The following is a 24101-nucleotide window of genomic DNA, read 5'->3' as shown; positions in this document are numbered from 1 at the left end:
GCGGTCACCGATCAGTCCCCGATCCCCAGCGCTCTCCGAGCGGATGCTCAGAAGTAGTCGCCCGCCGTGAAGTGGCGGATGCCGTCCACCCGGGCCTCGCGGCGCAGCGGCCGGATCATCCCGGTGCGGTCGTCCTGCCGCACGGCCGCCGGAGCGAACGCGCGGACGGCGCGTTCCTCCGCGGCGAGCGCGGGAGCGGCCAGCTCGCAGGTGCGGACGCCCGCCGCGGCCCAGTCCGCGGCCACGGCGTCCAGCAGGGTGCGACGCACCGCGGCAGGATCGGCCACGGTGGGATCGGTCGCGCTCTCGTGCAGCAGCCCGACGCCGTCGCGCACCTCCGCCACCGCGTAGCCGACGGTCGTCTCCGCCTCGGCGAGCCGGTACAGCGTCGCGCCCCGTAGCCGCACCTCCGCCATCGTCCAGTCGCGGTCGCTGCGCACCGGAGCGAGCACGACCGCAGCGGTGCGGGAACGCTCGTAGACCTCGCGGAGCGGGCCGAGGACGCCGAGTCCCACGGACTCGCGCACGACCGAGGCGGGCTCCACGGCCGTCGTCGACGCCGCCCACGGCCCGGCCATCGTGCGGGGCATCGAGAAGGTCGTGAAGCCGCTCGACCGGTACACCTCGGGGGTTCCGGTGAACAGCAGAGCCCAGTCGGCGTCACCGGCCGCGTCCAGGGTGGCCGACACGAGCCGGCGGGCCAGTCCCCGACCGCGAGCCCGCTCGGCGACCGCGACGCTGCCGATCGCGTGCACCTGCGCCACGCCGCCGTCCGACTCCCGCAGGCGCTTCGGCAACCCGTAGATCGACCCGCACACGCCATCGTCGTCGGCGGCGACGATCGTGTGATCCAGCCGCTCGTCGTCCACCAGCCACTGGTCCGGCGCGAGGGGCGGCGTGAAGGCGGCCGCCCACAGTGCAGCGAGGGCGGACTGATCCTCCGCGCGCGCCGACCGCACGAGCACGGCGCTCATGCCATCGAGGAGAGCTGGTCGCGGTGGACGGCGTGTCCGAGGGGCTGCCCCGCGGCGAAGGCGTCGAGCTCGTCCGCCACGATCCGCCCCTGCCGCAGCCGCCCCTCCCTGGTCCCGGCCGCGCGGTGCGGGGTGAGCAGCACCCGCGGGGCCGAGCGGAAGGGACTCTCCACGGGCAACGGCTCCTCGTCGAACACGTCGACCGCGGCGCTCAACCGACCGCGCTGGAGTTCGGCGAGCAGGGCGGCCTCGTCGACCAGCCAGGAACGCGCCGTGTTCACCAGGCCCGCGCCATCCGGCATCAGGGCGAGTTCGCGCGCACCGATCAGGTGGTGCGTCTCCGGCAGCGTCGGGGCGTGCACGGCGACGATCTGCGCGCGGCGGAGCGCGTCGTCGAGCGCCACGAGCTCCGCCCCGAGGGACGACGCCTCGGCCGCGTCGAGCGTGGGGTCGACGAGCAGCGGCTGCGCGCTGAGCGCCCGGATCAGCTCGAGGTACGCCCGCCCGGTCCGGGAGGCGCCGATGACCGCGATGGGCGCCCCGAGGATCTCGTGCTGCACCCCGACGGCGTCCGCGTCCCACCAGCCGTCGCCGACGCGCAGGGCGTCGTGCATCTCCGGCACCCGGTGCAGCAGGGCGAGCGTGAACGTCAGCGACACCTCCGCCACCGACCGGGCCATCCCCGCCCCGGCCTGCGTCACCCGCACGCCACGGTCGAACAGCGCGTCGGTGGCGAAGGGCTTGATCGTGGCGCCGGTGTGCGCGATGAGCTCGAGCTTCGGGAGGGTGGCGAGCACGGTGTCGTCGAAAGGACCCACGCCCCAGCTCGTCACCACGACGCGCGCCTCGTCGAGCACTGCCTCCGCGAGGCGGTCCACCCGCACGAACGTCCCGCCGAGCCGCGCCGCGACGTCCTCCAGACGCGCCGCGTCGTCCATCGAGAAGAACTCCGCGAACAGCTCGGCCGAGACGACCGCGACCACGGTCGGTGCGCCCGTCCCCGCGGTCATCGCAGCCAGGCCTCGAGGTTCTCGGCGATGAACGCGTCGTCGTTGAGCTCCGGGTACGCCTGCCGGACGCGAGCGATCTCCTCCGCCTGCCCCGGGGAGAGGCCCTCGGCCGGGTCGAGGCACCAGATGCCCTCGAGGAGGCCCTGCTGGCGGAGCATCTCGTGCACCCCGGCGATGACCCCGTGGAAGTCGTTGCCCGGATCGAAAACGGCCTGATTCACGTCCACCATGTCCGAGGCACGGCGTCCCACCTCCCGGTAGGCCTCCGCGTCTCCCGCGAGGGCTCGGTGCACACGCTCCAGCAGCGCGACGGCCGCATGCGTGCCGACGGCCCACTGGCCCAGCAACCCGCCGACGAACCGGAGGGTGCGCCGCCCGGACGGGGAGTCGACATGGAACTCGGAGAGCAGGTCGGCGACGATCGCGTCGTCGTTGCCGGTGTACAGCGCGATCTCGTCGGCGCGCCCCGAGGCGGCCACGCCGCGCACGAGCTCCAGCGTGCGATAACGGTCGAAGGGCGCCGCCTTCACGGCGACGACGGACGGGATCGCGGCGAACTCCCGCCAGAACTCGCGGTCGAGCACGGGCCCGCCGATCGCGGTCTGCAGATAGAAGCCGACCAGCGGCAGCACCTCGCCGACGGCGCGGGCGCGGTCGAGCAGGGCACGCTCGTCCGCACCCGCGACGCGGGGACTCACCAGCACGGCGTCGTAGCCGAGGGAGCGGGCGAGCTCCGCCTCGGCGACCGCCTGCGCGGTGTCGCCCGCCACTCCGGCGATGCGCACGAGGGTCGCGTCGCCGCGGGCGTCCATCTCCTCCGCGGCCAGTGCGAGCACCGGCTCGAAGAGCGCGTGCTCCGGGTCGCGGATCTCGAACTGCGTCGTGTGCACGCCGACGGCGAGGCCGCCGGCCCCGGCGTCGAGGTAGTAGCGGGACAGCGCCCGCTGCCGCCGCTCGTCGAGCGTGCGCTCGGCGGTGAGGGCGAGCGGATGGGCCGGGATCACGGCGCCGCGGGCCAGGGTCGCAGCGGCCTCAGGGCGCAGCGACGGCACGGTCGCCGTGTGCGCAGCGGCGTCGGTCATCAGAACTTCCCGTCCCGCACGGCCCACTTGGTGGGCTTGGCGATCATCGGCAGTCCGTCGCGGATCCAGCCGGCCTGCATGCGGATGAGCTCCTCGGCGGAGACGGACGGGTAGCCGAACAGGGCCATGCAGCGCCGGGCGTCGCTGAGCAGCGCGGTCGGCATCGGCTCGTCCACGATCTCGACCTCCCGCTCGAACAGGGCGCCGAAACGGTGGGCGATCGAGGAGACGCTGAGCAGCTCCGGTCCCGTGAGGTTGATCACGAAGGGGCCGGTGGAGGCGTGCACGAGGCTCCGCAGCACGACCTCGTTCGCGTAGCCCTGCCAGATCACGTTGACGTTGGCGGTGGCGACCGAGACCGGCTCCCCCGCGTGCACGGCGCTGCCGATGTCGGCGAGCACCCCGTAGCGGAGGTCGACGGCGTAGTTCAGGCGGATGATCGCGACCTTGGTGCCGCGCTCCTGCGCCCCGAACTCGAACACGCGCTCCCGTCCGAGGCAGGACTGCGCGTACTCGCCGATCGGCGCGGGCGTGGTCTCCTCGTCGGCGCCGCCGGAGGAGGCGGGGACGAACGGGTACACGTTCCCGGTGGAGAGCACCGAGATCGCGCTGTCGCGGTAGCGGCGGGCGATGCGGTCGGGCAGAGCCGCGTTGACCTCCCAGGCCCAGGAGGCGTTGGTCGCGGCGCCGAACTTCGCGCCCACCATGAACACCACGTTCGGGGCATCGGGGAGACCGGAGAGGTCGTCGTTCTCGATGAGGTCGAACGGCACGACGCGCACCCCCGCGGCCTCCAGGCGCTCGCGGATGGCGGCGTCGCCGAAGCGGGAGACCGCGTACACCGCGTCGTCGGTGCGGCCGGCGGCGTCCAGGCCGCGCCGGGCGAGCATCGCCAGGGTCGGGCCCATCTTGCCGCCGGCGCCGAGGATCACGAGGTCTCCGGAGCCCTGAGCGAGGTCGGCCACGAGCCCCTCGCTCGGGGTGGCGAGCGCCTCCTCGAGCTCGGCCTCGGAGGCGAATGCGTACTGCGTCATGGTGGTGCGGTTCCCTTCTTCTCAGCCCTTGATCCCGGTGCCGGTGACGCCCTCCTGCACGTACCGCTGAGCGATGAGGTACGCGAGGAAGATCGGCAGCAGCGCCACGACGGAGCCGGCGAGCATGGTGCTGAGCGGCACATCCTGCTGCTGCAGCGACGAGATGCCCACGGTGAGCGTGAACATCGAGTTGGACTTGGCGATGATGAGCGGCCAGAGGAAGTCGTTCCAGTGCCAGAGGAAGACGAAGATCCCGAGCGTCGCGAGGATCGGCTTGCACAGCGGCAGCACGATCCGCAGGAAGATGCGGAACTCGCCGGCGCCGTCGATGCGGGCGGCCTCGAACAGCTCGTCGGGAAGGCCCTGGATGAACTGGCGCATGAGGAAGACGGCCTGCGCGTTCGCGAGCGTCGGCAGGATGAGGCCCCAGTACGTGTCGATGCCGCCCAGGTTCGCCATGAGGATGAACGTCGGGATCAGCGTCACGTGGAACGGCACCATGACCATCGCCAGGAACGACCAGAACATGACCTCCTTGCCACGGAAGCGCTTCTTGGCGAAGGCGTATCCGGCGAGCGCGGAGAGGAACAGCACCGCCACGACCGACACGAGCGAGTAGACGAGCGTGTTGAAGAGCCAGACGAGGATGTTCTGTCCGCCGAGCACCTGCTCGTACGCCTCGAAGGAGATGTCGTTCCAGGGGATCAGCGAGCCGGGCAGCTCGACGACCATGCCCGGCTTCAGGCTCAGCACGACCATCGCATAGAAGGGGAAGAAGCTGAGGATGCCGGCGAGACTCAGCCAGATCCAGCGGACGGCGATGCCCCAGCCGGTCGGCTCGAGCGCGCGGAACGAGCGGCGCTTGCGCGCGGCGGGACGCGTCGCGGGTGGCGTCGTCTGCGTCGGCGGCTGCAGGAGGGCGGTCATTTCTGCTTTCCGATCACGAGGCGCTGGATGAGGGCGACCACGAGGGTCATGATGAACAGGGCCACGCCCACCGCGGCCGCGTAGCCGTAGTCGAAGTAGCGGAAGCCCTGGTCGTAGAGCATGTAGACGAGCGAGTAGCTGGCGTTCGCCGGGCCGCCCTGGGTCATCACGTAGATGACGTCGAAGACCTGGAAGGCGGCGGTCGTCTCGATCACCGCGAGGAAGAAGAACGTCGGGCGCAGGTGCGGGAGGATGATCCACCGGAAGCGCTGCCAGGCGTTCGCGCCGTCGACCAGCGCCGCCTCCTCCAGCTCGCGCGGCACGTCCTGCAGGGCGGCGATGAGGATCATCATCCCGTAGCCGAACCGGGACCAGACGCCGACGACGACGATCGCGGGGATCACGAGCACCGTGCTGCCGAGCCAGGAGCCGCCGAGGCCGAGCGGGGTCATCAGGGCGGACCACGGACCGTTGGCGGAGAAGATCCAGACGAAGATCGAGCCGGCCAGCACGAGCGAGGTGATGACGGGGAGGAAGAAGATCGAGCGGAAGAACCGGGCGCCGCGGAAGGCGCGGCGCACGCCGAGGGCCATGATCGTCGACAGCACGAGCGCGATCGGCACGGCGAAGACCGTGTAGACGAGGGTGGTCCCCAGCGCCCGCCAGAACAGCGGGTCGGCGACGAGGCGCTGGAAGTGGTCGAGGCCGCGCCAGGCGATCTCGCCGGAGATGTCGTAGTCGAAGAAGCTCAGCGCCACACCCGCGATGCTCGGGCCGAAGCGGAAGGCGATGAACAGCAGGAAGGCGGGGAGCACGAACAGGAATGCGACGCGCGCTTCCCGTCGGGCGAGCACCCGGGCGACCCGTCCTGCGGGCTTCGGCGCCGTGGTGGCCGTCGTCATTGTCGATTCCTCACGTGGGGGGCGGAGAGAGGGGGCGTGCGGCGGGTACCCGCACGCCCCCGGGGTGTCACTTCTGCAGCAGCGGGGCTGCGGCGGCCGCGGCGTCCTTCAGGGCGTCGGCCGGGGACTTCTGGCCGAGCAGGGCGGCCTGGATCTCCGGCGAGAGCACGCCCATGAGCGCACGGGAGCTGGCGTCGAGCTCGCCCACCGTGGTGTCGGGGACGTACTTCTCGACCTCGCCGAGGAGCGGGTCGTCGGCGTACAGCGGCTCGGTGGTGCTGAGGGCCGAGAAGAACCCGGCGGCCTTGAGGTACGGCTCGACGACGTCGGCGCCGGTCGCGAACTCGGCGAACGCGGCTGCGGCCTCGGGGGCCTTCGAGCCCTTGAGCACGGACAGCGAGCCGACGGTGCCGTAGGCGACGGACTCCTCATCGGTCAGCGGCGCGAGGACCTTGACGTTCTCCTCGCCCCAGAACGGCGCGACCTCGGTCACGGCGTTGTTCCAGGTGCAGGCGACCTTGCCCTGGGCGATGGCGGTCTGCTCCAGCGGGACGTTGGTGGTGAGGGCCTCCGGGTCGAGAGCGCCCTCCTCGGCCAGGTCGGTCAGGAAGGTGAGCGCCTCTTCGCCGGCCTTGCTGTCGAAGCCGACCTCGCCGTCCTCGGTGTAGACCTCCCCGCCGGCCTGCCAGAGCAGCGGGTAGTAGGTGAGGTTGAGGGTGTTCTCGGCCGACGCCGGGTAGTTGAGGGCGTACATGCCCTTGTCGACGAAGGCCGGGGCCATCTCGGCGATGTCGTCCCAGGTCTCCGGGTACTCGGTCACGCCGGCGGCCTCGAACGCGGCCGCGTTGCAGATGAGGGGCTGCGCGCTGGTGAGGATCGGGGCACCGAGGATGTCGCCGCCGAGCGTGACCGACTCCTTGACGTTGGGGAGCAGGTCGCCCTGGCGCTCCTCGCTGAGCAGGTCGTTCAGCGGCGCGATCGACTTCTGGTACGCCGCGAGCTGGTCGGGGATGAGGTAGACGACGTCCGGTCCCTTGCCGGCGGCGATCGCCGTCTGCAGGGCCTCGTCGCGGTTCGCCCACGGGAAGATCTCGTACTTCACGTTGACGTTCTCGTTCTCCTTCTCGAACGCCTCGATGGTCGAGTCCCAGAAGTCCTTGTGCATCGCCTCGTCGGCGATGACGGGGTAGAGCCAGACCGTGATGTCCTGCTCGCCCTCTGCGGTGTTGCCTCCGCCGGCCGAACATCCGGCCAACAGGGTGGCGGCCGCGACTCCCGCGACGACGCCGGTGATCTTGCTGACGCGCATGGTGCTCCTTTGCGTAAACCGTGCTGAGTACGGTTCATTATGACATTGGCTTTGGATAATTCGTCAAGCACAAGTTCTCAGAGCCTTGTTTCGGCCGTGTTTCTCGGCCGTGAACAACAATCCCCGATCTGAGAATCGGGTGTGCTAATTTGATCGCACCAACGGCGGAGACGAAGGAGGGACCCGATGGGCGCGACCAGTCCGCTCTCGATCGTGGCGCGGTCCGCACTCCGGCTGCGGGACGCCGGGCCGGCGACCGTCAGCGACCTCTCCCGCTCGCTCGAGGTCTCTCGCACCTCCGTGGAGAACGCCGTGGCGGTGCTCTCCGACTCCGGACTCCTCGTCGACGCTCCCACGCAGAACGCCGGGGGCGCGGGGCGCCCGGCCCGCCGCTACTCCTTCCACGCCGCGGCCGGTGTGGTGGTGGGCGTGGACATCGGGGTCGCGAGCGTGCGGGTCGTCGTCGCGGATCTCGCGGGCGTGGTCATCGCCCAGCGGGCGTTCCCCGGCGTCGCGGAGCAGCCGGACGGCCCGGCCAAGCTCGCCGCGGTGATCGACGACGTCCGCGGCACTCTCGCCCCGCTCTCGCTGCCGCGGACCGGTCTGCGGGCGATCGGCGTCTCCCTGCCCGGCATCGTCGACGACGACGGACGGGTCACCACCTCGGTCGTCATCCCGGAGTGGTCCGGCATCGACATCGGCTCGCAGCTGCGTCAGGCGTTCGGCTGCCCCGTGGCCGTCGACAACGGCGTGCGACTCGCGGCCGTCGCGGAGCACCACCTCGGCGTCGCGCAGCTCGTCGACGACGTCATCTACCTGTCCGTCGGCAACCGCATCGCCATGGGCCTCATCCTCGGGGGCCGTCCCCGACGCGGCATCCACAACGCGGCGGGAGACATCGGCCGCCTGGCGTTCCGTGGCCTGAACACCGAGACCGGGCAGATCTCGTGGCGGACCGCCCCGACGGCCGCCGAGGTGTTCGCCCTGGCGCGCACCGGAGAGCAGGCCGCCCAGGAGGAGCTCGACGGCTTCATCGATGAACTCGCCCACGGGATCGCGACCCTGATCATGACGGTCGACCCCGCCATGGTCGTGATCGGCGGCGGACTCTCGGCCGCGCACGAACAGCTGCTCGACCCCCTGCGCGCCGCCCTGCCCGGCCACCTCGGACTGCCGTTCCAGGTGCCCGTCGCCGAGGCACGGCTGGGAGCGGAAGCCGCCGCCCACGGCGCCGTCGTGCACGCGTTCCAGCGGCATCCGGGCGACATCTACGGCATCGAGGACATGCCCGCCCCACCGATCACCCCCCTGCCGCACGACCCCGCGGCCGGCGACGACCCCGAGGAGAAGCAGTGAGCACGTTGAAGGTCGGACTCATCGGTGCGGGCGGGATCTCCCGCGTGCACGCCGACGCCTGGCGGGCGCTCGGCGTGCAGGGCTTCGTCACCTCGAAGGAGGGCGCCGAGGAGATCGCCGGCGAGTACGGGTTCGAGGTCGTGGGCGACGTCGACGCGCTCCTCGAGAAGGTCGATGTCGTCGACATCGTCACCCCCAGCAGCACCCACGCCGACTTCGCCCTGCGCGCCATCGCCCGCGGGCTCGACGTGATCTGCGAGAAGCCGCTCGCCGCGACCGCGGAGGCCGCCGCCGAGGTGACCGTCGCCGCAGCCGCCGCGGGAGTGCGGCTGTTCCCCGCGCACGTCGTCCGGTACATGGGGGAGTACGCCCGCATCAAGGCCGGCATCGACGCCGGGCAGATCGGCATCCCCGCCGTGCAGCGCTTCCGTCGCCTCGGCGCCGCGCCCCAGGCCCCGTGGTTCTTCTCGGAGCGCGCCGGGGGCGGCGTCATCCGCGACCTCATGATCCACGACATCGATCAGGCGCTGTGGTTCGCCGGCCCGGTCGACAGCGTCTACGCCGTGCAGAACCCGCCGACGGTCGACGACCGCGTTCCGGCCCCGGTCACGGCGCACGTCGTGCTGACCCATCGCAACGGGGTCATCAGCCACGTGCACGCGAGCTGGGTGCAGCCCGGCATGCCCTTCCGCACGAGCGTCGAGGTCGCCGGATCCGAGGGGCGCCTGCGCTACGACAGCGCCGAGGACCACACGCTGCGCACCGACGCCGTGCTCGTCGAGGGTGCGACCGACTACCTGCCGCCGATGTCACCGGAGGAGAGCCCGTACTACGCGGAGATCGCCGACTTCGTGGCCGCCATCGCGGAGGGACGCGACGCCGCCGTCACCCCGGAGGACGGGATCCGGGCGGTCGCGGTCGCCGAGGCCGCCTACGCCTCGATCGCCTCCGGAGCCCCGGTCGCCCTCCCCGCTTCGTCCCCCGCCGTCGCCGTCGCCGAGGAGGCCGCCCGATGACCGCTCCCCGCCCGCTGCGGATCGCCGTGCTGTCCTTCGCGCACACGCACGCCCTCAGCTACGTGCACGCGCTGCAGCAGATGCCCGACGTCGAGCTGATCGCCGCCGACCCCGACGGCGCCTCCGCCCCGGACGACGCTCCGCGCGGCGCCGCTCTGGCCGCGGAGCTCGGGGTCGCCTACGTCGAGACCTACGAGGACGCCTTCGCGTGGGGCCCCGACGCGGTCGTGGTGGCCGCCGAGAACTCCCGTCACCGCGCCCTCGTCGAGCAGGCCGCCGCGGCCGGCGTGCACGTGCTGTGCGAGAAGCCGCTCGCGACGACCGTCGAGGACGCGATCGCGATGCGCGACGCCTGCGACCGGGCGGGCGTGCTGCTCATGGTGGCGTACCCGGTGCGCTTCTCCCCCGCGGTGCGTGATGCGGTCGCCGAGCTGCGCAGCGGACGCCTCGGGGCGATCCTCGGCGTCACCGGCATCAACAACGGCAAGCTGCCGCAGGACCGGGCCTGGTTCACCGACCCCGAGCTCGCCGGCGGCGGTGCCCTGGTCGACCACGTCGTGCACTGCGCCGATCTCCTCGACGAGCTCCTGGGAGAGCGCGCGCAGACCGTCCGCGCGGTGTCGAACAGCATCCTGCACGGGGAGCGCGACCTCGCGGTCGAGACGGGGGGCCTCGTGACGATCCAGTATCCGAGCGGCGTGGTCGCCACGATCGACTGCTCGTGGAGCTGGCCGATGAGCTCGGCGACCTGGGGCGGCCTCACCCTCGAGGTCGTGGCAGAGCGCGGGACCGTGACCGTGAGCCCCTTCGCGAAGGGCGTGGCCGGGCACGATGCCCACGGAGAGACCTGGACCCCGGTCGGGGCCGACCTCGACGCCCTGCTGCTCGAGGAGTTCGTGCAGGCCGTCCGCGCGGGCCGTCAGCCCCAGCCCGACGCCGGTGTCGGCATCCGCACCGTCGAGATCGTGAAGGCCGCCCAGGAGTCCGCGTCCCGCGCCGGCACCCCCATCCCCCTCTAGCCCCCGGGGCGTGCGCACGTGCGGGATCGAAAACGCCCCTCCCGCACGCGCCCCCGGCACGTTTCCCATCCCGCACCCTCGGCGTCCCCCGTGCGAGATCAAACCCGCGCCTTCCGCTCTCGTCCCCGGCCCGTTTCCCGTCCCGCACCTGACTCGGGTCCCGCGGGTGCGCTTCTCGTCCCGCACGGAGACGGTGCGCGCATGGTCGAGTACCGCCTCTCCCGGACTGGGGTGCCGGCGGAGGGGCATGAAACCGGCGCGACGGGCGTTGTACCCGGGGCCGCAGCGACACGGAGGAGACATCATGCGCATCGACCTCGCCGGGAGAACCGCCCTCGTCACGGGTTCCACTCAGGGCATCGGACTCGCCATCGCCACGACCCTCGCCGACGCGGGAGCGCGGGTCGCGGTCAACGGCCGGAACCCCGAGACCGTGTCGTCGGTCATCGCCACGCTGCAGGAGGAGGATCCGGACCGGAACCTCGTCCCGGCCCCGGGCGACGTCACCACGGAGGACGGGGCCGCTGCGGTCCTCGCCGCCACCGGAGACGTGGACATCCTCGTCAACAACCTCGGCATCTTCGGAGCGACCCCCGCGCTCGACATCTCCGACGACGAGTGGCGGCGGTATTTCGAGGTGAACGTGCTCGCCGCCGTCCGGCTCATCCGCGCGACCCTGCCCGGCATGAGCGAGCGCGGCTGGGGTCGGGTGCTCGACATCGCCAGCGACTCCGCGGTCGTGATCCCCGCCGAGATGATCCACTACGGCATGTCGAAGACCGCGCTGCTCGCGGTGTCCCGGGGTTTCGCGAAGGAGGCGGCCGGCACGGGCGTGACGGTGAACTCGGTGCTCGCGGGCCCGACCCACACCGGCGGCGTGGAGGACTTCGTGTACTCGCTCGTGGATCCGCAGCTGCCGTGGGAGGAGGCGCAGCGTGAGTTCATGCGCGTGCACCGCCCCCAGTCCCTGCTGCAGCGGCTCATCGAGCCGGAGGAGATCGCGAACATGGTCGCGTACCTCGCGTCCCCGCTCGCCTCGGCGACGACGGGCGCCGCGGTCCGCGTCGACGGCGGTTACATCGACGCCATCATCCCCTGATCCTTCGAATCGCGCACGTGGCGGCATCTCCGGTCGGAATGGGGCCATTCGGGCGATTCGAAACGGAGGGGTAAGCTGGCCCCCGGAGAAGCACGGAGAGGCGGTGATGGCGATGTCCGACGATAGTAACGACGCCGCCCTCGCTGCGTCGCGCTTCCCTGCATCTGCGCGTTGAGCTCCCGCTCCGCGTCCGTGCCTCTCGCCTCGCAGTCATCGGCGGCGTCTCCCGCCCCCTGACGAATCCGCACGCAGACCCTGGTCTGCGTGCACCCGCGAGAACGGAGCCGCATCATGGCGCTCATCGACAACGGCGTGTACGTCCACGGACGTCGCGTGGAGACCCCGAAGAACCTGGACGAGACCTACCGGATGCTGGATGCCGCCGGCGGGATCGCGTGGATCGGTCTGTATCGACCGAGTCCCGAGGAGGTCGCCTCGGTCGCCAGGGAGTTCGATCTGCATCCGCTCGCCGTCGAGGACGCGCTCTCGGGGCATCAGCGCTCCAAGGTGGAGCGCTACGGCGACACCCTCTTCGCCGTGCTGCGCCCCGCCCGGTACCGCGACAAGGAGGAGTCGATCGAGTTCGGGGAGCTGCACCTGTTCATCGGCCCCGACTTCGTGGTGACGATCCGCCACGCCGAGTCGCCGAACCTCGCCGCGGTCCGCCGCCGGATGGAGGCGAACCCGGAGCTGCTCGCGATGGGACCGGAGGCGGTGTTCTACGCGATCCTCGACGAGGTCGTGGACGAGTACGAGCCCGTCGTCGCCGGCCTGGAGAACGACATCGACGAGATCGAGGACCAGCTCTTCGGCGACAGCGACGACGACGCCCTCTCCCGCCGCATCTACGAGCTCTCCCGCGAGGTCATCAACTTCCAGCGCGCCGTGCACCCCCTGAGCGGCATGCTGGAGTGGCTGCGCCGCGGGTCGGAGAAGTACCGGATCGACGAGGAGCTGCAGCGCTCGCTCCGCGACGTGCTCGACCACACGATCCGCGTCAACGAGCGCGTGGACTCGTTCCGGGCGATCCTGGAGAACGCCCTCACGGTGCAGTCGGCCCTCGTCGCCCGGCGGCATTCGGAGGCGGGCTTGGCCCAGAACGACGAGATCAAGAAGATCTCCTCGTGGGCGGCCATCATCTTCGCGCCCACCCTCGTCGGCACCGTCTACGGCATGAACTTCGACGTGATGCCCGAGCTGCACTGGGCGTTCGGCTATCCGATGGCGATCGGGGCGATGCTTGCCTTCGCCGTCGGCCTGTTCGGGGTGTTCAAGTACAAGAAGTGGTTGTGACGCGCAGGCTGTCACGCCGATTCAGGCCATCGCTTCCGGAAAGCGCCTGAACCGGCGTGACCGCCTGTCTCATCGAACAGCGATCACGGGGAACGCCGGGTCGTCGCCGGAGGTCGCGGGGATCTGCAGCTGGGCCTTCTGCGCCGAGTCCAGCGTGAGGGTCCACCGCAGCCCCCGAGCCGTCCGCTCGACCTCGCCCACCGGCGGCACGGGGACCTCGACATCCGCGAACGCCGTCAGATCGATGTCCACGACAGCCCGTCCTCCCACTGCCCCGGCGTTGGCGAGGTCCAGGACGATCAGCGTGTCCTGCGCGGCTCCCGGCTGCGGGGACAGCTCGACCGAGTAGCCGATCGCCGACTTCGTGTGCACCGAGAACCGGATCGGCGCGGTGGTGGCCGAGGTGTCGGTGCCCATGACCGTCCGGGCCACGACCTCGTAGGTCCCCTGCGTCAGCGGCGCGTCCACCGTCCAGGTGCCGTCGTCGCGCACGGTCACGAACCGCAGGAACGGCGTGAGCTCCCCGTCGCGCACGTGCACGCGGACGCGCGAGCCCGGGACGCCGGTACCCGAGATCGTCGTGGTGGTCGCCGCGACCGTGGTTCCGGCCTTCGGGGTGAGGATGGTCGGCGCAGCCGGAGAAGTGCGGATGACTATGGGCGCACGGGCCGCGCCGGCGGTCAGAGTGCTCACGCCCGCAGGGGCATCCGCCGGGATGGGGAACACGGTCGCGAACCGTCCCTGCCCGTCGGTCTGCACCGGCATGGTGGCCGTGCCCACGCGAAGCTCCACACGGCTCCGCGGCGGATACCCGCTGCCCGTCACCCGGAACGGCTGACCGGTGAGGGCGACACGGGAGTAGACGCCGACGGCGGGGACGGAGGCGCCGATGTCGGCGTCCATGAGGCCTGCGCCCATCCGGTCCGGCCCTTCGTCCGCGACCCCGTCGGCCGTTGCCGTGATACGGCGCGTGACCTCGTCCGGGGTGAGCGTCGGGTCGGCCGCGAGCAGCCGCGCGGCGAGCCCCGCGACGTGCGGGGAGGCCATGGAGGTGCCGGGGAACAGCGCGTAGATCGAGCCGTCGTCCTGACGGGTCACCGCAGACCAGACGACGCCGGGTGCGGTGACGGTGACCGTGCCCGCTCCGTAGTTGGAGAATCGGGCCATGACGACGGCGCCGCTGGTCTCGTCCTGGTCGGCGGCGGCGACCGAGATCACGTCGGGCAGCCCGGCCGGGGCCTTCAGGCAGGAGGCGTCCACGGGGCGCGGCTCGGGTGCACCGTCGTTGGGGCTGACGACATCGGTGGTCATGGTGGCGAGGTCCTGCGCCTCGTTGCCCACGGCGGCGACGGTGACGACGCCCTGCTCATGCGCGTACGCGTATGTGCGGCGGAGGGCCTCGAGCGCGGCGGACTGCGTCTCGTCGCCGGCGCACCAGACGTACCAGGGGTCGACGTAATAGCTGTGGTTCACGACCGGGATGTCGTGCCGGACCGCCCACATCGTGGCGCAGATGCTGGCCTCCGGGTAGATGTGCCCGGTCTGGTTGTCGACCTTGATGGCGGCGACCCGCGCGTCCGGGGCGATCCCCCGGATGCCGGCGCCGTCGGTAGCACCCGCGATACTGCCGGCCACATGCGTCCCGTGGGCCCCGGAGAGTCCCGCTTCCGGAGCCCACGCCGCCGGTCGGGTGTCCGGGACGCCGTTGATGCCGCAGCCGACCGAGAGAGCGGGGTCGATGCGGTCGGCGAGGTCGGGGTGCCCCGCATCGATGCCGTTGTCCGCGACCCCGACGACCACACCTGCGCCGCCCGGGGTCGTCGCGCCGACGGCGACCGTGTCCCACGCGGTGCCCTCGGCAGGCATCGCCTCGGGTTCCTCCGTGACGCCTGCCGCGGACTCGGCGGGGTCGGGGAGGCGGTCGGGCGTGGTCGACGTGCGGGTGGGACCGACGGACTGCACCCACGGGAGGTCGCGGAGCTGCGCGGCGAACCCGCCCTCGGGCGCCCGGACGACGGTGACCCCGATCTCCGGGTACGAGATCAGGAACGTCCCTCCCGCGTCGGCGATGGCCGCACGCAGCGTCTCCTCGCTCGGACCGCCGGGGGCGGTGTTCAGGACCCAGTTCAGGGCGGGGGTGTCGGGGGCGACCTCCGCAGCCGCCGGGAGCGGGGATGACGGGATCGCGAGGGCGAGAGCGGCACCGACGGCGAGCGCCACGCCGATGCAACGGGAGAGGGGACGGATCACAGCAGCCTGTCTTTCGAACGCGGCCCTGGGCCGTCGAGTCGGGATGGTCCAGTGAACAAGAGGCGCGAAGGGGTGTTCGATTACGCGCGACCCTGGGCCGAGGTCGCGGAAGAACCAGGGGCCGCGGAAGGCAGGATGCGCGAGACTGGAAGCATGGCGCTCGAACTCCTCCTGTCCCGCATCGTCGAGAGCGGTCTGCTCGAAGACCCCGTCTCCGAGAACGGTCTCGTCTACGGACGGGCGAGCCTGGACGCCGCCGGCACCGTCGTGAACGTGAACGTGGACCCCGAGCTCGACGGCGACGAGAGCGCGGAGGACATGGATCCGGACGAGCTCGTGGCGGCCATCGCGCGCGTGCTCTCGATGAGCGAGAAGCGGTGGCGGGCGATCGTCGAGGAGGTCGCGCTCGACATCGAGGATGCGGTGGACGAGGAGCCGGTGGTCGAGCAGGTCGACCTGCGGGACGACCTCGAGGCCACGTCGGTCGTGGTGTTCGCGGACGCCGTGCTGCTCGCGTTCGTCGCCCCCCGGCAGTTCCCGGAGTCGCGCATCCTCGTGCAGCTCGATGAGGAGCTGGAGGTCGACGGCATCGAGGTGCGCGAGCCCGACGGCACCGAGGTCATCGACGTCGACACGCTCGACGAGCTGATGGACCTCATCAGCCGCGCCGACCGCGACTGACTCCGCGGACGCGCGGAAACAGGCGAACGCGCGAGCACAGGCCACCCCAGAGGAATGGGCCTGCACCCGCGCGTTCGCCTGAGTTCCGGCTAGCGCGCGCTGCCGTAGTAGGTGACGTTGGGGAAGGCGAAACCGTCGCCGTTCCCGTTCCAGACACCGGTGAAGGTGATCACGACCGTCTCGCCCGAGGCGAGGGGTCCCTTCCAGTCGATGCTGTCGCCGCTCACGGTGACGGTGCCGCGATTGGCCGTCACGCTCGACGGGTTCCAGCTGGAATCGTCGAGGATGCCCGCCAGCGTGTATGCGATCTCCGCGTTCGCCGAGTCGACGTTGCCGTTGTTGCCGAACTCCATCCGGTACGTCACGGCCTGGCCCGGCGTCGGGTCGGTCGGGTTCGAGTTGAACGTGTACTGGAAGAACTCGCGCTTGACGGTGTCGGTGTCGGTCGCGCAGACGTTCGCCGCGTTACCGGCGACCGCGCAGGCCTGGTTGGTCAGCGCCCCGGGAGGAGCCGACTGGTTGACCTTGGCGTTCACCTTCAGCGTCACCGACTGCCCTGCCTCGAGCGTGCCGAGGTTGGCGGTCACGGTGCGCCCGGAGGCGCTCACCGTCACACCCGACGGGCCGTTGCCCGAGACGAAGTCGAGACCGGCCGGGAGCGGGTCGCTGACCACGACGTTCGTGGCCGCACCGTCGCCGGTGTTCCGCACGACGATGTCGTACGTCAGGTCCTGTCCGAGCTTCACATCACCCTGACCGTCGTCCTTGCTGATCGTCAGCACGGGCGTGGTCTTCTTGGTGATGGTGGTGTCGTCCCAGTCACAGGCCTGGTTCGTGGCGGTTCCCACGGCGCAGGCGTTGTTGCGCAGGTTCCCGATCGGCGTGGATGCCCCGACGGTCGCCTTCACGGTGATCGTCGAGGACGCGCCAGGAGCGAGCGATGGGATCGTGCCCTGGACGCGCTGCCCGGTGATCGACACCTGACCGGTCGTGCCAGCGGTGTACGAGGCGGTGATACCGGTGAGCCCGGCCGGCAGGTCGTCGCTGACGACGACGTCGCTCGCCGCAGCGGTGCCGGTGTTGCGCACCACGATGTCGTACGAGAGCTGGTCGCCGATCACGGCGCTGTCGCGGTGATCGTTCTTGTCCACCGTCAGCGCGGGCGCCGTCGGCTTGTCCACGTCGATGTCGATGCTGTGCAGGTCGCTCGGCACCTTCGTCCAGGTCGGCACGAGCCCGAGGAACGCGCCCTTCGAGCGCATGCTGAGCTGGAACTCCACCTTCGAGACCGTGCCGTTGACCTGCACCGTGCCGGTCTTGGCGGCGAAGGAGGTCGAGGTGATCGTGTTCGACGTCACGTCCAGGTTGCCGCTCACGGCGCTGAGGCTCACCCCGGAGGGCTTCAGCGTGTACTTCGCCGAGGACTGCACGACGCCGCCGATGGAGTACACGTCACCGCCGAGGTTGGCGAGGGTGATCTTCGGGTTCGTCACCTGCTGGCCGAAGTCGACCACGACGTTCCCGCGGACGCACTCGATGCCGTTCTTGCAGGGGTAGCCCTCGTTGAGGCCGATCACGTTGAGCCCGAGCTCCCCGCCGTCGCGCACGGTGGCGAGATTGACGACGTCACCGGAGCTCTTGATCTGCACCTTGTCGGTGGTGGTGATGCGGGCCGTCGCTCCGGCGGCCGACGCGGTGCGGGTGTCTCCCGATCCGCTCCAGCCGTTGACGTCGGCCGCCGAGGCGGCGGGGGCACCCGCGAGGGCGCCCGCCGCCAGAGCGGTGAGCACCCCCACGGTCAGCGCACCCCGAAGAAAGGATGTCTTCTTCACAGGTCTCTGTTCCTCCGTGTCTGTCCGGCGCCCGTCACCGGGTCGCCGAGGGACGACGACGCAGCGCGAACGCGCCGGCAGCTCCGACGGCGATCACACCGGCACCCGCGAGTCCGACGGCAGGATCGGCCACCGGCACCGGCGGACGCTCGGCGAAGGTGTGGCTGTAGTTGTAGGTGAAGCGGTGGTCGTCGGTGAAGACGCCACCGGTGTAGAGCACCTTGGCGCTGTTGGTGATCTGCGGACCCCAGTAGTCGGCGTCGACGGTGAACGTCGCCATCGGGGTGACGATGCTGGTGCCGCCGTCGTGCGTGACGTTGAACGTCCAGACGACGTTCCCACCGACGAGCTGACCGCCGCTGGTCGCCGACGCGAAGGTCGTGTGCGCCGGCACGGGCAGGATCACCTTGTAGACGCCGTCGATCTGCTCGTCGTTGACGAGCTGCACGATCGCGCCCTCCTTGATCTCCGACCCCGGCGTCACGCCCGTCGCGGCCGTCTGGGTGGCTCGACCCAGGTAGCCGCGGGTCGAGGCCTGACCGTCGACGTCTTCCGTGCTGCGGACCGAGGAGATGCCGCCGCTCGATGCGCCGTCGGTGGAGTCGGGCTGGTCGGCGGCCATGGCCCCCTGCGCGCCGAGGAGCGAGCCCCCGACGATCAGCAGGCCGACACCGGCGCTGCACGCGGTCTTGAGGATGCTCTTCATGATGAGCCTCTTTCTTGATGTGGACACGACGAGCAGAGTGCTTCGCCGCGAATGAGACGGTGGGGACGGGGGTCGATTACGCCCGCGGACGGCGAGTATTCCGGCGCTGCGGGGCACGGACGCCGATGATCAGGAGCATGACGACGAGTCCGACGACGTACCCCAGGACGCCGACGAGGGAACCCACGAACACGTGGCTCACCTTGTAGCCCGGATCGAGACCCCAGGTCTGGGTGGCCCAGCCGATCAGGACGAGCCGCAGCATGTTGACCGCGAAGACGATGCCCCACATGGCTGCGAGCCCGCCGAACAGCCGGCTCCACCGCACGCGGGTGAAGGCGAGGATCACCGCGGCGACCACGGTGAGCGGGAGCCCGATCAGGAGTGCTGTGCACTCGACCGTGATCTGCAGAGCGATCAGGTCTCCGGTCGGGGTCCAGACGAGATAGTGCTCGCCGATCGCCGCGCGCTGGCCCTCGACGAACGGCGAGAGCAGCCACGTCGCGACGACCGCCTCGACGGCGCGGAAGGAGGTGTTGACCGCCAGGAGCGCTCCGCCCGCGGCGAGCATCAGCAGGGCCACGACCACCCGCGCGGCACGGTTCGGCGGCGACACCCGATCCAGTCGACGGGCGCGGAGGGCGGGCAGGGTTTCGGTGACGGTGGTCATCAGGCCTCCACGGCGACGGATCCGTTGACGACGACGTGGGCCTCCGCATTGCGGCGTGTCTTGGCCCATCCGTTCTTGCCCCGGACGATGCGCAGGAACGCCCGCGCGATGCAGATGTACATGTAATAGACGTAGAGCCACACCCCGAGCCCCCACCCCAGCGCCGTCAGCCAGCTCGCCTGGGGTTCGCAGCGGATCTTGTAGACGAACCCCCAGACGGCGAACGGGGCGACGGAGAAGGCGAACAGCAGCCCGAGGACGCCGAGGGTGTCGCCGAGCGCGACCTGGAAGAGCTCCGGCTGCTGCACCCAGTACCCGACCTGGGCGCCGAACAGGATGAGGAACGAGAGCCCTCCGAGCATCTGGAGGAAGGGCAGCACGAGGTAGTACACGGTCTCGATGACCCCGGCGTTGTCGACGTACGGCGACTTCAGCACTTCGCGGATGTACTTGACGCACTGGATGTTCCCCTGCGCCCACCGGGTGCGCTGCGTGAGCAGACGGCGGATCGAGGGCAGCGCCTCCTGGTTCACGTGCGTGTCGTAGACGTGGCGGACCTGGTAGCCCGCCAGCACGACATGGACGCCCAGCTCGTAGTCCTCGAGCAGGGCGCCGTGCCACGGTTCGCCGAAGGTGTCGCCGATCGCATCGAGCACGGAGAGCCGGGTGAACTGGCCGTTGCCGCCCAGCCCCACGGTCCCGGTCTTCGCCCGGAGCGACTGCATCGCGGCGATGGTGGTGCGGAACTCGAGATCCTGCATCCGCAGCAGGAACCGCGCGAACGTGTTGGCGAACCGCCCGCCGTGCGGGTAGGGCTTCGGGTCGTCGCGGTTCTTCATCCAGACCGCGATCTGCGCCGCCCCCACGCTCTCGTCGCCGAAGATGTCGTCGGCGGCGCAGATCTCGAGGGCGTTGGGCTCCATCTCGCCGTCCGCGTCGATGACGACGACGACGATCCGATCGTGGTCGGCGTCTGCGGGGAGCCAGGCCAGGAGCTGATGATAGGCGGCGTTGAGTGCGTCGCCCTTGCCAGTCCGCGCCTCGGGGCGACGGCGCTGAACGAGATGCACGTGCTCGTCGGCCTCGGCCCATCGGGTGACGATCGACGCCGTGGCGTCCTCGCTGTCGTCGTCGATCACCCAGACGTGGGCGCCGGGGAAGTCCCGCCGCGCCCGCGACACGGTCGTATCGATCACCGCCTCCTCGTCCCGGCACGGGATGAAGAAGTGCCATTCGAAGCTCGCCGGATCGCCCGGGGTGGTCTTCGGATAACGGAGATAGGGGATGAGGATGAACAGGACGTACGTGACGAACGCGACGCCGAGCAGGACCGTGAACGCGTTGAGCACCGGGAACATCAGGGTGTCCTCCCCGGCGCCGGGTCCTCTTCCGGCGCGACGGACCGACGGATCGGGCGGGGAGCCGGCGCCGACCGCCGCAGCAGGCGGGTGCGCAGGAGCAGCCCCGCCCCCACGGTCACCGCGATCCCCGCCGCCATGACCCAGGTGGTCATCGATTCCGGACCTGTGACGGCGAGGGCGCCGACCGTGGCGAGCGGGGTGGTCAGGGCGTTGCTGTACATCAGGACTCCTCAGTGCGGGTCGAGGCGACGGTGCTGCGGATGTGCGCCGCGATGCGCGCGGTGGCCTGCCCGTCGCCGAAGGGGGACGGCAGGGTGGCGAGTCGGGCGAGGGTCGGCTCCACCGCGCCGAGCAGGGCGGAGGCGGCCGGAGCGAGCTCCTGCGGGGTGACGAGCCGGGTGAAGGCGCCCAGCGCCTCGGGGCGCTCGGTCGAGTCCCGCACGACGAGGACGGGGCGGCCGATCACCGTCGCCTCCTCCTGGATGCCGCCGGAGTCGGAGACCAGCAGAGCGGCGTGGGCGGCGAGCGCCAGGAACCGCTCGTAGGGGAGCGGCTCCTCGGCGATCAGTGCGTCCAGGAGGTGCGTGGCGTCCAGCGAGGTGAGCATCGCCCTGGTGCGTGGGTGCACGGGGAACACGACGGGCCACCCCGACGCCGCGATCGCGTTGAACGCGCGGAGGGTGGCCAGGAGGTTCTCCGGAGTGTCCACGTTCTCCTGACGGTGCAGGGTGGCGAGGACGAAGCCGGCAGGCGTCAATCCGAGCCGCGCGAGCTCGTCCGCATCGCCGGCCGCGCCCGCGCGCTGGGCGCGCACCGCCTCCACCACCGGATTGCCGGTGACGAGGATGCGCTCCTCGTCGATGCCCTCGGCGAGGAGGTTGGCACGGTTCGCCGCCGTCGCCGCGAACAGGTCGTCAGCGATGTGGTCGACCATCACCCGGTTGTGCTCCTCGGGCATCCGGCGATCGTGCGCCCGCAGTCCCGCCTCGACGTGCCCGAGGCGCACCCCTGCGGCATTCGCGGCGAGAGCGGCGGCGAACGTCGCGTTCGTGTCGCCCTGGACCACGACGTACCGCGGCTCGAAGCGGGTGATGGCCTCGGCGATCTGCTCGGCGGCGCGCCCGATCTGCGCCGCGCGCGGGAGACCGCCGACATGCAGCTGGAGATCGACGCGCTCGATCCCGCAGGACCGGAGGAACACCCGGGACATCCCCGGGTCGTAGTGCTGCCCGGTATGGACGACGAAGGCGGCATCTCCCAGTTCGCGGACGAGCGGGGCGAGCTTGATGATCTCGGGACGGGTCCCGAAGACGATCATGACGGAGCCTTTCGGCAGCGGAACGGACGAAGTGGACTGTGAGAAGTGCATTTCTGGGTACCTCGATCAGCCCCCGGAGGGAGGTCCCCCGTGGCTGACGCGATCAGTGGTTATCGGTGGGTCGCGCGACGCGCGGAGACGATGAGGAGCAGAGCTCCACCCGCCAGCAGCGCGATCGCGGGGAGGACGGAGAGCGGCGTGCCGCCCGTCTGCGCGAGCCCTGCAGCGGCAGGGGCACGGACGACGGTCGCCGCGCACGACCACTGCGCGTCGTCCGCGCAGGCGTGCGTCGCCGACAGCGGCGGCGGCGCGGGGAGGCCGGACAGGTCGTCCGGAACGACGATCCCGGCCTGGACAGCCGCTGCCCGCAGGCCGGCGATCATCGACTCGTCATAGGCGACGGTGGCGCGGTTGACGACGGTGCCCTCGGCGTCCCGCGGCAGCTGCGCGCGGAGGGTCATCGTGGCCGACTCCCCGGGGCCGAGCTCCGGCACAACCCAGCCCACCCTGTCCTGCACGGCGACGCCCCCGGTCGAGGCGGCGATGAACCGCGCACCGTCGGGCAGGTCGTCGACGACGGGGATCTGCGTCGCAGCACCGGGGCCGACGTTCGACACGGTGATCGTGTAGTCGAGGATGGACCCCGCCGGCGCGGCGGACTGCGCCACGGTCTTGTCGATCTCCAACGAGGCGAGCGGGGCCACCGCGGTCAGGGCGCATGCCTGCTGGGGGTCGTCAGGACACGGGGTGGTCACCGTCGGCGCGGGCGTCCCGTTCGGCGCAGCGGCGGAGTTCTGCACGGTGGCGCGGTTCACGAGCTGGGCCTCGTCGAGACCTCCCGGCGTCGTGCCGGTCACGTGCAGCACGACCTCGCCGCCGGCCGGGACCTCGGGGAGCGTCCAGTGGACGGCGCCGTCGGCGACCACGCCGCCCTGATCGGCCGCGACCGCGGTCAAGGCGGGCGGAAGGACATCGGTCACGGGGACATCGGTCGCCGGGGCCGTCCCGGCGTTGCCGACGACCAGGGTGTACGACAGCGCTTCGTCATGGCCGGCGACCTGCTTGTCGACGGTCTTCGCGAGGGACAACGCCGGCAGGGCGGCGACGACCGTGGAGGCGCAGGCGACACTCGCGTCGTCCGCACACGGCGTGGAGGACGTGGGCGCCGGCGTCTCGGCCGGGACACCGGCGGGGTTCTCCACCACGGCGCGGTTGACGAGGGTGGCGCCCGCGCCTGCGCGGTCGACGGTCCCGGAGACGTGCAGGGTGCTCGTGCCGCCGGCGGGAAGGGCGTCGATCGTCCAGGCGACCGCGCCGTCGGCGACCACGCCGCCTTGATCGGCCGTCGCATCGCGCAGCCCGGCGGGAAGCGTGTCGGTCACGGGCACCTGACGGGCCTCCGCCTCGCCGGTGTTCCGGACGGTGATGGTGTAGTCGAGGACGTCGCCCGGTGCGGCCGCGGCCTTGTCGACGACCTTGGCGATCGAGAGTCCGGCGACCTTCGGGTCCGGCGTGGCGGTGGCGGTCACCCCGAGGGCGTAGCCGTCCAGCGCTGCGGTCTGCGTGCCGCCGAGGGCGGAGCGGGCGACATCGAAGACGATCCGGGTGATCTTGGTGCCCGGGACGGTGAAGCTTCCGCAGCCCCCGGGGCGCGAGGCCGCGGTGCAGGAGATCCTCATGTCGCCGCGGGAGTAGCCGTCGCCTCCGTCCACGAAAGTGGCGCCGTCGGAGACGACCGCACGGGTGGCGCCGCCGTCGGAGGAGGCGAAGCGGATGCCGTCCGCGACCGAGATCCCGCCGAGTCCGGTACCGCCGGTCCCGGCGCCGAACTCGGCGATGTGGATCGCGGGATCGTCGACCGGGCGATCGAACGTGATCGTGAGCTGTCCCTCGCCGCAGCGCGACGACGTCCCGCAGTTCGCGTTCGAGTGGACGTCGAGCGTCGCGAGGTCCTTCGCCGAGACACCGGCCGCGTACATGGCGTCCGTGCCGCTCCAGGAGCTCAGCGTCTTACCCTCGCCGCCGAAGATGCGGGAGCCGCCGGCGAGTGTGGCGGTGGCGATCGTGCCGTCCGGCAGCGTGAACCGGCCGGTGTTCGCGTCGACGATGGTCGCGGCTCCCGTCGCGGCGTCAGCGGGTGCCGCGGCAGCGACGGTACCCAGGGCGAGCAGCAATCCGAGCACGAAGGCGCCCGATCGTTTCCTCATGGCGATGTGGTTCCAATCTCGATCTCTTCATCCGCTGGTATCCGGAGATGGCGGA

21 protein-coding genes are annotated in these 24101 nt (G+C 71.1%); 6 read left to right on the top strand and 15 right to left on the bottom strand.

The annotated features are described in order from the left end of the window. Positions 1-47: 47 nt before the first annotated feature. From MICNX66_RS00890 to MICNX66_RS00860, 7 genes are all read right to left on the bottom strand, one after another. The gene (locus MICNX66_RS00890; RefSeq protein ID WP_187662934.1) at positions 48-974 is read right to left on the bottom strand and encodes a GNAT family N-acetyltransferase; all 927 of its coding nucleotides are present in this window, start codon (positions 972-974) and stop codon (positions 48-50) included. Further along, positions 971-1984 carry a hydroxyacid dehydrogenase gene (locus MICNX66_RS00885; protein ID WP_187662933.1) on the bottom strand — a complete coding sequence of 338 codons (1014 nt, stop codon included), beginning with the start codon at positions 1982-1984 and terminating at the stop codon, positions 971-973. The genes MICNX66_RS00890 and MICNX66_RS00885 overlap by 4 nt, the downstream gene beginning before the upstream one ends. Beyond that, a complete protein-coding gene (locus MICNX66_RS00880; protein ID WP_187662932.1) occupies positions 1981-3066 on the bottom strand; it encodes a dihydrodipicolinate synthase family protein in 1086 nt (361 codons plus the stop codon). Before MICNX66_RS00880 ends, MICNX66_RS00885 begins: the two co-directional genes overlap by 4 nt. Continuing rightward, the gene (locus tag MICNX66_RS00875; protein WP_187662931.1) at positions 3066-4100 is read right to left on the bottom strand and encodes an NAD-dependent epimerase/dehydratase family protein; all 1035 of its coding nucleotides are present in this window, start codon (positions 4098-4100) and stop codon (positions 3066-3068) included. The genes MICNX66_RS00880 and MICNX66_RS00875 overlap by 1 nt, the downstream gene beginning before the upstream one ends. Positions 4101-4121: 21 nt before the next feature. Beyond that, on the bottom strand, positions 4122-5027 hold the full coding sequence (locus tag MICNX66_RS00870) for a carbohydrate ABC transporter permease (RefSeq protein ID WP_187662930.1): 906 nt from the start codon (positions 5025-5027) through the stop codon (positions 4122-4124). Next, a complete protein-coding gene (locus MICNX66_RS00865) occupies positions 5024-5929 on the bottom strand; it encodes a carbohydrate ABC transporter permease (RefSeq protein WP_187662929.1) in 906 nt (301 codons plus the stop codon). The genes MICNX66_RS00870 and MICNX66_RS00865 overlap by 4 nt, the downstream gene beginning before the upstream one ends. A gap of 67 nt (positions 5930-5996) precedes the next feature. Beyond that, positions 5997-7238: an ABC transporter substrate-binding protein gene (locus MICNX66_RS00860; protein ID WP_187662928.1), complete on the bottom strand. Its 1242-nt coding sequence runs from the start codon at positions 7236-7238 to the stop codon at positions 5997-5999. Positions 7239-7424: 186 nt separating this feature from the next. Here MICNX66_RS00860 and MICNX66_RS00855 point away from each other — a divergent pair, with 186 nt between their 5' ends. The 5 genes from MICNX66_RS00855 to corA all read left to right on the top strand — a co-directional run bounded on the left by MICNX66_RS00855 (position 7425) and on the right by corA (position 13021). Beyond that, positions 7425-8594 (top strand): ROK family transcriptional regulator, encoded by a 1170-nt coding sequence (locus MICNX66_RS00855; protein WP_187662927.1) that lies wholly within the window; start codon positions 7425-7427, stop codon positions 8592-8594. Then, a complete protein-coding gene (locus MICNX66_RS00850; protein ID WP_187662926.1) occupies positions 8591-9610 on the top strand; it encodes a Gfo/Idh/MocA family protein in 1020 nt (339 codons plus the stop codon). The genes MICNX66_RS00855 and MICNX66_RS00850 overlap by 4 nt, the downstream gene beginning before the upstream one ends. Continuing rightward, positions 9607-10629 carry a Gfo/Idh/MocA family protein gene (locus tag MICNX66_RS00845; RefSeq protein ID WP_187662925.1) on the top strand — a complete coding sequence of 341 codons (1023 nt, stop codon included), beginning with the start codon at positions 9607-9609 and terminating at the stop codon, positions 10627-10629. The genes MICNX66_RS00850 and MICNX66_RS00845 overlap by 4 nt, the downstream gene beginning before the upstream one ends. A 304-nt stretch (positions 10630-10933) precedes the next feature. Then, complete coding sequence (locus MICNX66_RS00840; RefSeq protein ID WP_187662924.1) at positions 10934-11728, top strand: SDR family NAD(P)-dependent oxidoreductase; 795 nt, start codon at positions 10934-10936, stop codon at positions 11726-11728. Between the two features lie 291 nt (positions 11729-12019). Next, complete coding sequence (gene corA, locus MICNX66_RS00835) at positions 12020-13021, top strand: magnesium/cobalt transporter CorA (protein ID WP_187662923.1); 1002 nt, start codon at positions 12020-12022, stop codon at positions 13019-13021. A gap of 69 nt (positions 13022-13090) precedes the next feature. Here the strand turns inward: corA and MICNX66_RS00830 are convergent, their stop codons facing one another. Beyond that, positions 13091-15271 (bottom strand): S8 family peptidase, encoded by a 2181-nt coding sequence (locus MICNX66_RS00830; RefSeq protein WP_187662922.1) that lies wholly within the window; start codon positions 15269-15271, stop codon positions 13091-13093. Positions 15272-15424: 153 nt separating this feature from the next. Here MICNX66_RS00830 and MICNX66_RS00825 point away from each other — a divergent pair, with 153 nt between their 5' ends. After that, complete coding sequence (locus MICNX66_RS00825) at positions 15425-15952, top strand: cytochrome C5 (RefSeq protein ID WP_187662921.1); 528 nt, start codon at positions 15425-15427, stop codon at positions 15950-15952. 89 nt (positions 15953-16041) lie between these two features. Here MICNX66_RS00825 and MICNX66_RS00820 read toward each other — a convergent pair whose 3' ends face one another. The 7 genes from MICNX66_RS00820 to MICNX66_RS00790 form a co-directional block, all read right to left on the bottom strand. Next, positions 16042-17784: a DUF7927 domain-containing protein gene (locus tag MICNX66_RS00820; protein ID WP_187662920.1), complete on the bottom strand. Its 1743-nt coding sequence runs from the start codon at positions 17782-17784 to the stop codon at positions 16042-16044. A 34-nt stretch (positions 17785-17818) separates the two neighbouring features. Further along, positions 17819-18490 (bottom strand): hypothetical protein, encoded by a 672-nt coding sequence (locus MICNX66_RS00815; protein ID WP_187662919.1) that lies wholly within the window; start codon positions 18488-18490, stop codon positions 17819-17821. A 76-nt stretch (positions 18491-18566) separates the two neighbouring features. Continuing rightward, the gene (locus MICNX66_RS00810; RefSeq protein ID WP_187662918.1) at positions 18567-19160 is read right to left on the bottom strand and encodes an exosortase/archaeosortase family protein; all 594 of its coding nucleotides are present in this window, start codon (positions 19158-19160) and stop codon (positions 18567-18569) included. Further along, a complete protein-coding gene (locus tag MICNX66_RS00805) occupies positions 19160-20518 on the bottom strand; it encodes a glycosyltransferase family 2 protein (protein WP_187662917.1) in 1359 nt (452 codons plus the stop codon). Before MICNX66_RS00805 ends, MICNX66_RS00810 begins: the two co-directional genes overlap by 1 nt. Next, the gene (locus MICNX66_RS00800) at positions 20518-20742 is read right to left on the bottom strand and encodes an LPXTG cell wall anchor domain-containing protein (protein WP_187662916.1); all 225 of its coding nucleotides are present in this window, start codon (positions 20740-20742) and stop codon (positions 20518-20520) included. The genes MICNX66_RS00805 and MICNX66_RS00800 overlap by 1 nt, the downstream gene beginning before the upstream one ends. Next, positions 20742-21839, bottom strand: coding sequence for a non-hydrolyzing UDP-N-acetylglucosamine 2-epimerase (gene wecB / locus MICNX66_RS00795; protein WP_232089148.1), 1098 nt, complete (start codon positions 21837-21839; stop codon positions 20742-20744). Before wecB ends, MICNX66_RS00800 begins: the two co-directional genes overlap by 1 nt. A 110-nt stretch (positions 21840-21949) precedes the next feature. Then, positions 21950-24046, bottom strand: coding sequence for a DUF11 domain-containing protein (locus tag MICNX66_RS00790; protein ID WP_187662914.1), 2097 nt, complete (start codon positions 24044-24046; stop codon positions 21950-21952). Positions 24047-24101 lie beyond the last annotated feature (55 nt).

The sequence above is a fragment of the Microbacterium sp. Nx66 genome, from assembly GCF_904066215.1.
In the GTDB taxonomy this organism is placed as follows: domain Bacteria; phylum Actinomycetota; class Actinomycetes; order Actinomycetales; family Microbacteriaceae; genus Microbacterium; species Microbacterium meiriae.
Note: the sequence above shows the minus strand (reverse complement) of the source record. Positions and strands in the feature narration are given on the sequence as shown.